The sequence below is a fragment of the Myroides sp. LoEW2-1 genome (genome assembly GCF_009767705.1).
GTDB classification, from domain to species: Bacteria; Bacteroidota; Bacteroidia; order Flavobacteriales; family Flavobacteriaceae; genus Flavobacterium; species Flavobacterium album_A.
Genome location: NZ_WSPP01000136.1, coordinates 1 through 11,330, shown reverse-complemented (window position 1 = coordinate 11,330; position 11,330 = coordinate 1). Strand labels below are relative to the sequence as shown.

The 11,330-nt window shown below is 34.1% G+C and carries 11 protein-coding genes; 8 read left to right on the top strand and 3 right to left on the bottom strand.

From position 1 onward, the window contains the following. The first annotated feature begins 271 nt into the window (after positions 1–271). The 4 genes from porV to GOQ24_RS08825 all read left to right on the top strand — a co-directional run bounded on the left by porV (position 272) and on the right by GOQ24_RS08825 (position 4,197). Positions 272–1,408: a type IX secretion system outer membrane channel protein PorV gene (gene porV, locus GOQ24_RS08840; RefSeq protein ID WP_155093028.1), complete on the top strand. Its 1,137-nt coding sequence runs from the start codon at positions 272–274 to the stop codon at positions 1,406–1,408. Positions 1,409–1,498: 90 nt separating this feature from the next. Then, positions 1,499–1,981 (top strand): cytidine deaminase, encoded by a 483-nt coding sequence (locus GOQ24_RS08835; protein ID WP_155093027.1) that lies wholly within the window; start codon positions 1,499–1,501, stop codon positions 1,979–1,981. Positions 1,982–2,227: 246 nt separating this feature from the next. Beyond that, complete coding sequence (locus tag GOQ24_RS08830) at positions 2,228–3,616, top strand: hemolysin family protein (RefSeq protein WP_155093026.1); 1,389 nt, start codon at positions 2,228–2,230, stop codon at positions 3,614–3,616. Between the two features lie 155 nt (positions 3,617–3,771). Continuing rightward, positions 3,772–4,197, top strand: coding sequence for a GNAT family N-acetyltransferase (locus GOQ24_RS08825; RefSeq protein WP_155093025.1), 426 nt, complete (start codon positions 3,772–3,774; stop codon positions 4,195–4,197). 60 nt (positions 4,198–4,257) lie between these two features. Here the strand turns inward: GOQ24_RS08825 and GOQ24_RS08820 are convergent, their stop codons facing one another. Beyond that, on the bottom strand, positions 4,258–5,391 hold the full coding sequence (locus tag GOQ24_RS08820; protein WP_160339503.1) for a Bcr/CflA family efflux MFS transporter: 1,134 nt from the start codon (positions 5,389–5,391) through the stop codon (positions 4,258–4,260). Positions 5,392–5,475: 84 nt separating this feature from the next. On the opposite strand from GOQ24_RS08820, the gene GOQ24_RS08815 reads away from it, so the two are divergent. Both GOQ24_RS08815 and GOQ24_RS08810 read left to right on the top strand, forming a co-directional pair. After that, positions 5,476–6,252 (top strand): AraC family transcriptional regulator, encoded by a 777-nt coding sequence (locus tag GOQ24_RS08815; RefSeq protein WP_155093412.1) that lies wholly within the window; start codon positions 5,476–5,478, stop codon positions 6,250–6,252. A gap of 13 nt (positions 6,253–6,265) precedes the next feature. Beyond that, positions 6,266–6,856, top strand: coding sequence for a uracil-DNA glycosylase family protein (locus GOQ24_RS08810; protein ID WP_155093411.1), 591 nt, complete (start codon positions 6,266–6,268; stop codon positions 6,854–6,856). Between the two features lie 2 nt (positions 6,857–6,858). On the opposite strand, the gene GOQ24_RS08805 is transcribed toward GOQ24_RS08810, so the two are convergent. Further along, entirely contained in the window at positions 6,859–8,034 is a 1,176-nt protein-coding gene (locus GOQ24_RS08805; RefSeq protein ID WP_155093410.1) for an MFS transporter, read from the bottom strand. Positions 8,035–8,153: 119 nt separating this feature from the next. Continuing rightward, a complete protein-coding gene (gene putP, locus GOQ24_RS08800; RefSeq protein ID WP_155093409.1) occupies positions 8,154–9,656 on the bottom strand; it encodes a sodium/proline symporter PutP in 1,503 nt (500 codons plus the stop codon). Positions 9,657–9,831: 175 nt separating this feature from the next. Between putP and GOQ24_RS08795 the strand changes: the two genes are divergently transcribed. Beyond that, the gene (locus GOQ24_RS08795) at positions 9,832–10,350 is read left to right on the top strand and encodes a Crp/Fnr family transcriptional regulator (RefSeq protein ID WP_155093408.1); all 519 of its coding nucleotides are present in this window, start codon (positions 9,832–9,834) and stop codon (positions 10,348–10,350) included. Between the two features lie 79 nt (positions 10,351–10,429). Continuing rightward, positions 10,430–10,822, top strand: a complete 393-nt coding sequence (locus tag GOQ24_RS08790) for a nuclear transport factor 2 family protein (protein ID WP_155093407.1) — start codon at positions 10,430–10,432, stop codon at positions 10,820–10,822. The last annotated feature ends 508 nt before the right edge of the window (positions 10,823–11,330 follow it).

Genomic DNA, 11,330 nt, shown 5'->3' with positions numbered 1-11,330 from the left:
GTTGCGAATATGCGATTTAAAGTTTTTGAAAGATTTAGTTTTTTATAAATTAACAATTACTTGATTATTTTGTTGAAAAAACAAAGAAATTTATACTTATTGGATTTAAAGTTTATTATGTTGTGATAATTAAGTGAGTAATGATTTGTCTTTTGTTAATTAAAACTAAAAATATTAATAAATAATTAAGAAATAAGAGATTTCTGAAAACAGTAATATTTGAAATCTTGTAAAAAAAATTATATTTGTACTGTTCATTATTAAAAAGTGTATGAAAAAAATATCATTTATATTGTTAGCTGGCTTAGTGAGTCAATATATGTTAGCTCAAGATATCCGACCAATCGTAGTCGGAGTTCCTTTTTTAACAATCAATAGCGATGCTCGATCAGCAGGTATGGGAGATATGGGGGTTGGAACTTCTGTTGATGCTTATTCTCAACAACACAACCCTGCAAAGTATGCTTTTGCAGAACAAAGTCAAGCCTTTTCTATGAGTTATACTCCTTATATGTCTAAAATTGCAAGTGGAATGTCACTTGGGCAATTAACATATTACAATAAGTATAATGAACGAAGTGCTGTAGGAGCAAGTTTGCGTTATTTTGGTATGGGAGATATTGAGATGCGTCAACAAATGGATGATATGCCAGTTAATCGTAAACCTAACGAATTTGCAATAGATGTTTCTTATTCTTTGAAGTTAAGTGACAATTTTTCGATGGCTGTTGCTGGTCGATTTATCAATTCAAATTTAAAATATCCTGATGAAGTTGGAGGTAATTCAAATGCGAGTACTTTCGCAGTTGATGTGTCTGGTTTCTACGAGTCTCGAGTGATGCAGTTTGCAAATTTTGATGGGCGTTGGAGAGCTGGTTTTAATATTCAAAATTTGGGACCAAAGATTGAGTACGATGATTTACCAAATGGTTCTTTTATTCCAGCAACATTAAAATTAGGTGGAGGGTTTGATTTTATCATCGACTCTTATAATACACTTACGCTTACTGGAGAGGTTAGTAAACTATTAGTTCCTACGCCTCCTCGTAATGCTTTTGACGAAGAAGCTAAACGAGATTATAATGACATCGGATGGTTTAAGGGAGTTTTTAAATCATTTGGAGATGCACCAGATGGATTTAGTGAAGAAATGAAAGAAGTTATGTGGTCGATGGGAGCTGAGTATTGGTACGATAACCGCTTTGCTTTTCGAACTGGTTATTTCCACGAAAGTAAAGATAAAGGAGCTCGACAGTTTGCGACAGTAGGAGCAGGTTTTAAATACAATATGGTTACAGTAGATTTATCGTATTTGTTTTCAACGTCATCAGTTAATAATCCTTTAGAGAATACACTGCGTTTTTCATTAACTTTTGATTTAGGTAGAAAAACTTATCCAAAAGGTTAAAAAAAATAGATATATTTGTATATACAATCCAAACAACAATAAGTTCATTGTGTTTGGATTTTTTTGTCTAATATAGTCAAGTATATTTTTATGAAAAAGGTTGAAATTGTAGCAACTTTTCTGGAGTATGATTCGAAAGAAGAGTTAAACGAGCAAGACAGAAATTTAATGGAGAAAGCCATTGAAATTAGAAAAACTGCGTACGCTCCGTATTCTAAGTTTAAAGTGGGAGCCGCTTTGCTTTTAGAAGATGGCACAATTGTACAAGGATCTAATCAAGAAAATGCTGCTTATCCTTCTGGTTTATGTGCAGAACGCACAGCTATTTTTTATGCAAATGCAATCCATCCAGGTAAGAGAATATTAAAATTAGCTATTTCTGCATCGTCTGATTTGAAAGTGACAGACCAACCTATTCCTCCTTGCGGTGCTTGTAGACAGAGTATTTTAGAATATGAAACTAAACAGAAAGAACCTATAGAAATGTTCTTTATGGGAGCAGAGGGAGTAGTGAGATATTCTCCTTCCCTCATTAATATTTTACCATTCCATTTCGATAAAGATTCGATGTAATGAAATTACTTATATGCTAATTAAATTAGTATATAAGTTTTTTTTTGCTAATTATTTAATATACTTTAAGCTCTAATCTTTTGTATTAGGGCTGTATCTTCTATATCTGAAAAAAAATGCCATTGCTTTTTTTACATTATACAGAATTAATTATTACATTTGACTTACTAAATAGCTTATGCTTTAAAGAAGGTTATTTAGGGCCCCTAAAAAGACATTAACAAGTGGGCTTTTCGAATTTTAAAAATGGATACATACCCCCAGATCATCACAATGTTAGCTAGCGCTGGCATTGTGGACAATGAGATTTCTGTAAGTAAATTGTTACTTACGCTTTTTTTAGTTTTATTAAACGGTTTTTTCGTAGCAGCAGAGTTTGCTATTGTGAAAGTTCGTACTTCTCAAATTGAAGTTCATCAAGAGTTAAATTCTAAAGTCGCAGGTATTGCAAAAGGCATTGTTGGGAATTTAGATGCCTATTTAGCTGCTACTCAGTTAGGAATTACTCTTGCTTCTTTAGGATTAGGGTGGGTAGGAGAAAGTTCTTTAACTCCTGTCATTTTAAAAGTATTTGAATTAGTTGGAATGACTGGACCAGAGTATGCAACTTTGGCTAAAAGTATTTCCTTCCCTTTAGCATTTGCTATTATTACTATCCTTCATATTGTTTTTGGAGAGTTAGCGCCTAAATCTATGGCTATTCACTTTCCGACAAAAACAACTTTTACTGTTGCTTTGCCTCTGCGTATTTTCTATTTTGTTTTTAGACCTGTTATTTGGTTAATGAATGGTTTAGCTAATGGTATCCTTAGATTGTTTGGAATTACACCTATTCATGGATCTGATATTCACACAGAGGAGGAACTAAAAATGATTATTACAGAAAGTCAAGAAGGAGGAGCTATTGAGGAAACAGAGAGAGTACTTATTCAAAATGTGTTTGACTTTGACGATAGGAGAGTAAACAATATTCAAACTTTAAGAAAGAATGTTTCAGCTATTGATATAGAGACTTCTGTAAAAGATGCTATTGAATACGCCATTAATGAAGGTTATTCAAGATACCCTGTATTTGACGATTCGCTAGATAATATTAAGGGGGTTATTTACACGAAGGATTTAATGAAAGCGATGATGACAGATCCTGGTAAAGCTGATATTGCAACTTTACTTCGTGAACCAATCTATATTTCCGAAAATGCATTGATTAAAAATGTGCTTAAACAATTCCAAGCAAAGCATCTTCAGATGGCTATTGCTACCAATGAGGTAGGAGAGTTCACTGGGATTGTTACAATGGAAGATATCTTGGAAGAATTAGTTGGTGAAATCCAAGATGAATACGATAATGAGGAACCTGTAGTAGAAACAACAGGTGAGGGTATATACTTAGTACAAGCCCATTACAATATCTCCGATATTAACAGATTGCTTCCTTATAAATTTGAGGAGAGTGAACATTATGATACTTTAGCGGGGTTATTAGGTGAGGTCTATCCTGACCAAGAGTTCCAAGTTAACGATACAATTGATTTAGAAGATTATCAAGGTGTCATTTTGAAAATGTACAGAAACTCAGTAGAAAAAATTCAATTGAGTTTAAAGAGTCACGACACAGACAAATCTGATTCTTAATTGAGGTCAATAATATAATTTAAAAGAGCATTAGGTTGAATTACTTAATGCTCTTTTTGTATAAATAATGCTCTTAATTATAGCAACTTATTCTTGATTGTTGTGATATATTAAAGGTACTTCTATCTTTGTTATAACAAGTAAATAGATTAGAGATGAGATATAAAGCAGAATATGAAACTCCCGATGCTAATGATTATATAAATTTGAGAGTGGTGTGTGGGTTGTCTTCAAAAACTTTGATGGCTGCAACTATTGGGTTGGCAAACTCACTGTGTAGTGTTGTTATCCTCGATACAGAAGATAATGATAAAGTGATCGGGATGGGACGACTGGTAGGAGATGGCGGTTGTCATTGTCAAGTTGTTGATATTTGCGTTCATCCTACACATCAAGGCAAGGGGTTAGGAAAGGTGATTATGCACCAATTAGATGTGTTTATCAAAAGTAACCTTCCTGATTCTTGTTACGTTAACCTTATTGCGGATGGAGAAGCTTACAAGCTATATACGCAGTATGACTTTAAAGAAGTCTGGCCAGCGTCCAGAGGAATGGGATATGTTAAAAGGAGTAAAGAGTGAATTTCCTTTTCTAATCCCAGTATTATAAAAACAAAAAAGAGGAAATACTTCCTCTTTTTCTTATTGTTTCTTTAATGTAAATGTTGTTAGCACTGCTATTACTGAGAATAATACAAGTACGATGGCTAATGTTGGAAGTATACTACTGATATATAATCCTGTACCAATTAGCAAATAATAGAGTAGACCAAATAACGCACCAGCAGTTCCAATAGACGTTTTATAGTTAGCTAAGGCTTGGCTTAAAATATTTGGTATTGCAATTCCAAATGAAGCAACTATGAGTAGCATTGGCAATAAGAAGAACATTGTATTCTGTATACTAAAGAGTATTCCTGCATTTGCTATAGCTATAATAGAGGCGTATTTCATCATTTGTAGGGATGTATATCCTTTTTCAATTGCCTTTTTGTTTATGTAGCTTCCTATAAATGAACCCATAGCTAAGACTATACCGCTATATCCGTATATTGTTGAATCATAGCCTGCCTTTTCAAAAATAAAGGGAGCAAATGAATAGTAGCTAAATAGTAAAACATTATATGACATTACTAATAAGGCATATTTCCATATTGTTGCATCACTATACAATCTCTTTGCTACTTCCAATGTGTTTTTTAGCGTTGCTTTATCTGTGTTTTGTTTTGTTTCAGGTAAGCTTACAAAAGCTTTGCTAACTAATAGTATCGAAAGTATTGCTAATAGGGAGAATACTCCCATATAGCCAAAGTGTTTCGAGGTTAACCCTCCTATGAGTAGTCCAATTACAGGGCTAACTGATAAAGCAACTCCCATAATTGAAAAAACTTTAGCTAAATCTTTTCCTGTGTAACAATCTCTCATCATGATCTGGGTAACTACTGACCCCACCGCAATTCCAAAAGCGGCTAAGAATCTGGCCATTAGAATAACCTCAAAGTTTGGAGCTATTAATGCGATAATAGAGGCTGTAAAATAAGTGAGCAATCCATATATCATCGCTTTTCTTCTTCCTAAATAATCACTTTGAATTCCCCAGAATATTACTCCAATCGCAAATGCTATGAAATAAAGACTTATAGTTAGTAAGGTTGTAGTTTCTGTTATATTAAACGATTCCGCAAGACTCGGCAACGCAGGGCTATAGATTGTTTCAACGAATTGCGGAAACATCATAAGTACAATCATGAAGCCAATGCTTAATTTAGTTTTCATTGTTTATAAATTTTCTGCAAATATCCTTTAAAGAATGACTAACTTTATAACATAAGAAATACAAGAAATAATAATAATCGGACAATGGCTTACTTAGAACCTACTGATTACTTTAAAGCAGAAGATATAGATTTACCAGTTGTTGGTATTGCATCGAATCTCGTTTTGCACGATAGTGGTTATCACCATCATGACCACCACTATCAGATACTCTATGCTCCGAGTGGGTGTATGACTTTAACAACAGATGATAGACAGGTTATCTTGCCACCTTCGAGATTGATGTTCATTCCCCCAACAGTAAAACACAGGGTTACCTTTAGAAATGTCGTAGATTATCGTTCAATTTACATTCGAAGTGAGTACTTTAATAAGCTTGACTCAGGACTAAAGGTTATAGCCGTGAATCCACTCTTGCGGGAGCTTATTGAACGTATATGTTTTTGGAAATTTACTTCCTATGATCAGCGCCAAGAGAATTTGTTGTCGGTATTTTGGGATGAACTTGAACTTGCAAAAAGCGAGGACTTTACTTTGAAAATCCCTGAAGATTATCGCCTTAAATCACAAATAGAAAAGTATGTCCTACACAAGGAACTTCCCCCTTTTTTGAGTGTATTAGCCAATAGTGTTGGTGCAAGTGAAAAAACAATTTCCCGTATATTCAAAAAGGAAACAGGGATGAATTACCAAGATTGGAGATTACAGTGGAGGCTATTTCGATCAATTGAATTGTTAGCGGAGAGAAAGAGCATTAGCGAAGTAGCTTTTGCTTTGCAGTTTTCTTCTGATAGTGCTTTTATAGATTTTTTTAAAAAGCATACAGGGAAAACGCCTTTGAAGTATATGACTGAAATTTAAAAGACTATTGATTATGGAAGATTTTAAAACGCTGTTATGTCGAATTAGAGAATGTAAAATCTGCGAGGACGAATTGCCTTTAGGTGCTAATCCTATTGTCCTGTCTGCTGTAGATTCAAAAATAATTATTATCGGACAAGCACCTGGTTTGAAAGTTCACAATTCAGGGATACCTTTTAAGGATAAAAGTGGTGAACAATTGAGAAAATGGTTAGGCGTAACGGAAGACGAGTTTTATAATACTTCTAATTTCTCAATCATACCTATGGGATTTTGTTATCCTGGTAAGGGAAAAAATGGGGATTTACCTCCAAAGAAAGTATGTGCTCCTACTTGGCACCCTCTTCTTTTAACCGAATTAAAGTCAACTAAATTGATTTTGTTAGTAGGGCAATATGCGCAAAACTACTACCTGAATAGCTCTCGCAATTTAACTGAGAACGTGTATCATTTTCACGATTATTTACCAACGTATTTTCCATTGCCTCATCCTTCTCCAAGAAATAATATTTGGAAGGCAAAGAACAAATGGTTTGAAGATGAAGTAGTTCCTGTACTTCGTCACCAAGTGGATATAATTTTAGGTAAAAGCGAAGGTAATTAAGCTTAATTGCTAAACTGAAGCTTATTTCTCAAAAGCATATAGAGTAAGCTAATGACTATAATACCAGCACTCAAATACATAATAATTGGAATATTGCTAATGATATCTTTATAGTACCAACCAGCAGCAAATGCACCTCCACCAACACCTATCTCTAAGGCGATATACATAGTTGAAACTGCTCTACCACGCTGATCTGGTTTACTAAAGTCAATAGTCCAAGCATTTAAAGCTGGAGATAATATACCTAATGAAATACCATAAATAAATGCCCCAGTGTATAAACCTGTAACATTCTCAAGGAAACCTATACAGATCAAGGATACTATAAGCAGTACTAAGCCAATATTAATAATCAAGACTCTGCCGTACTTGTCAGACACTTTACCTGCAACAAATCGCACTAACAAAGATGAGAGTGTGAAAATCATAAAGAAGATACCCTTATTCTGAAGGCCCAAATGCTCTGTCCAATCGGGAATTAAGGTAAGTATTACTCCATAGGCTATATAGGAAAGACAAGTCACTAAAGCAGCAGGGAAGACAGCCATATCAAAGATATCTTGTTTTGACATTTTTAAAAGTGAAAAGGAAAACTTCTCTTTTTTAGGCAAGGTTTCTTTCATATTTAAAAGAATCAAAATCGACAACAAAGCAAATAATGCAGAGCTATAAAAGAGAAAGTCAATGGAAGTATATAATTTGATTGTGCTTCCGATTGCTGGACCAATTGCCATACCTGTACTAAAAGAAATTCCGTGTAATCCCAAAGCTTCACCCCATCGTTCTCTTGGGACTATATCCGCTACATAAGCTGCAGTTGCAGTAGGTTTAAAACCAGTCGAAAAACCATGTAGTAACCTTAAAAATAAGAAACCAGATACAGTTGTTAGAATAGGGTATAACATACTACATATAAAACAAACGATAGAACCAATAGCCATGATGGGTACTCTACCTATTTTATCTGTCAGTTTACCACTAAAAGGCCTTGATATACCAGCCGTAATGGTGAATAATCCAATAATTAAGCCTTTGTATTCCGCTCCTCCTAAATTAGAAAGATATTCAGGTAATTCAGGAATAAGCATGTTGAAACTTGCTGAAAACAAGAGTGAACTTAAGCAAACAAGAATAAAATGTCTATTGTATATAGGGTGTTGTTCTTTAGTAGTCATAATCTTTTTGTACAGAGGTGCAAAGGTATGTTTTTGTCTTGCTTGTACAAAATGCATGAAACAAAATAAGAGACTCTAATTTAGAGTCTCTTACTGTTTTGAGAAATATAATAAGAAAATTACTTTTCCTTGTGGTAAATAGCGTCTGCTGTGTCAAATTTCTCTAACATTTCAGCAGGTGCCTTTTTGCCGTAATTAGAGGTTAAATAAATAGCGATTGAACTAAAAATAAAACCTGGTATAATTTCGTATAAAGTGTTTCCAAATAAAATAGGCCATAAGATAACCGTAACTGCTCCAACTAATACACCAGCAAAAGCTCCCATACCAGTAGTTTTTCGCCAAAATAAGGTAAATAGTATAGCTGGACCAAAGGCAGCTCCAAAGCCAGCCCAAGCATGTGATACTAATGCTAATATTTTGCTATCAGGATCGTAGGCAATAAAAATGGCAATTAAAGCAATTAATAAAACAGCAAATCTTCCTGTCCATACAAGTTCTTTTTGACTTGCACTTCTTCTGAAATAAGCTTTGTAGAAGTCTTGAGTTAGCGTACTTGAAGACATAAGTAGTTGAGCACTTAGCGTACTCATCACAGCTGCTAAGATTGCCGATAATAGAATACCAACTACCCATGGACTAAATAGTTGTTTGATTAACTCTATAAAAATCATTTCGTTATCTTTAGTAACTACAGCAGCTATATCAGTATGTTTGTAGTAATAACTAATACCAAGGTAACCAATTGTTACTGCTCCACCTAAGCACAGAATCATCCAAGACATTCCTATGCGTCTTGCATTCTTCATTGTTTTTACGCTATCTGCTGCCATGAATCGCGCTAAGATGTGTGGTTGTCCAAAGTATCCTAACCCCCAAGCTGCGGCACTAATGATAGCGATGAAACTAACATTATGAGTCAAACTCGAATAAGATATATTCGTTGCAATTGCTGCTTCTGCCGTATATGCAGTGATAGCATCCCAACCTCCCATGTACATTATAATCATTACTGGAGTTAGAATCAAAGCGAACAGCATTAAACTAGCTTGAATCGTATCACTCCAACTAACTGCTAAGAAACCACCGATGAAAGTATAAGCTATCGTTGCTAATGCCCCAAGGTATAAAGCATTAAGGTATTCCATGTGGAATAGTGTTTCGAAGAGTCTTGCTCCAGCTACCATACCTGAAGCACAGTATATAGTAAAGAAAATTAATATCGTTATAGCTGATACTGTTTTTACCAATCTTCCATCCTTGCCAAAACGATTGTTAAAGAAATCTGGAAGAGTTAAGGCATTATTATTAATCTCTGTATGTATACGCAATCTTCCCGCTACTAATTTCCAGTTGTAATAAGCTCCGATAATCAAGCCGATAGCTATCCAACTCTGTGATAAACCTTTTGCGAATATCGCTCCTGGTAATCCCATCAGTAACCAGCCTGACATGTCTGATGCTCCTGCGGATAAAGCGGTTACAAGAGGACCAAAGCTTCGGCCTCCTAATATATAGTCTGAAAAGTCTTTTGTGCGTAAATAGGCAATTACACCTATACCCAATACTAAGACGAGATAGATTGTGAAGGTAATAATTGTTGGATCTAATGTTTCAAGCATTTTGTAGTTTTTTTAAATTATTTAATTGGTTAAAAATATCTAAAAAAATATCTAAACTCACAAGATTTGCAATGATGAAAATCTCGGTTTTATGTGATTAATTTTAATGTTTATATGTAAATATTTGATTTTTAATCACATTGTGCACTAACTTTACAATGTTAAAATTCTACTTATGTTAATGTTAGAAGCTTTTTTTACTGAATCTTCGAGGGAGTCGTATAAGTGTAAAGTAATTGTTTTAAAAGAAGGGATGATTGCCAATCGCATTGGTTTGATTAAAAAGGGTGGCTTGCGCATGTTTTTAGACAAAGACGGTGAGGAGGTTACTTTTCAATTTATGTTTGAAGGAAGTTTAATATCTTCTTTTGAGAGTTTTTGGACAGGAGAACCAAGTGCGTATAGTGTCGAAACAATCGAAGAAACAGAAATATATTGGATTGAGAAAGAGGTTTTTGAAAGTATTTTATCTGATAATCAATCGCTCAAAATTGCATTTCAAGACTACATTATCAATCGAATGCTTGCTTACCAGCGACTTTTTCTTTCGCGTATAAAGTATTCGCCAGAAGAGCGCTATAAGCAACTTCAAACCTTATCTCCAGAGTTATTACAGCGAGTTCCTCAGCATTATATTGCTTCTTACCTTGGAATCACAGCAGTGTCTTTGAGTCGAATAAGAAATAGAAGGTAAGTTATTTCTTAACAATTGTTATCGTCAGTATAATGTGTTTGTGCTTTACTTTGCTTGTATAATATTAAAAGATATAATTATGACAAAGAAGCAATTAATTGAACAAAACTTTAAAGACATTCTTGATAATCCTGTTTTTGATGAGCAGATTATAGGGAGGTATTTTGATAGGGATTACGTGCAATATGTTGATGGAAAAAAACTCGATTATGAAATGTTTTGTCAACACATGAAAGCTCTAAAAAATAAAACGAAGTCTCTTGAAGTAAAAATAATCTCATGCGTAGAGCAGGGGGATGAGGCGTTTACAAATCATTTGGTATCTGTCGTAGATGCCAATGGCAATGTGAGTACGATTAAGGTGATTGCTTATTTTAAGTTTAGAAATGAAAAGGTTATTCTGTGTGATGAACTTACTTTTCATTTAGAGGGAGATATAGCAAGTAAGGATCTGGGGTCTGTAATAGAGTAGAAAGCTATTTTACTTTGCTAATGCATAATCTGGATTAGAATTCAGTAGAAGAATCACATTGTATTTTGTTGTAGTGTTTTTTCAGAATGCTTAGCTGTATTTTTTTAATGAGATTTGAATGGAATAGATACGGCCACAATCTTCTAAAGTGGTCAATCTTCTATTGATCAATAGGTTTTTAGAACGTTGTCAATCTTCTCTAACATGTCTAAAAAGAAATAGCCCTACATAATGGGGGGCTATGTAGGGCTAAAAGTAGTATGAAAAAAAAGTTTTCAAGAATATTTCAATAACTGTGCCATTTTTTATCATTGAACGTGATTATTGGTTATAATGTATTGTAAACCTGTGTAGTATTTGATAATTATGCAAATCCATGGGGTATCGTATGTTTACTATAAAGGTGTAAGAGGCTGTCTAAAAAGCCTAAAAAACAAAACCCCGTCTAAAAAAGGCGGGGTTTTTTCATTGTTTGTCCTCAAAAATAATTATCTTCAAGGTGCAACCA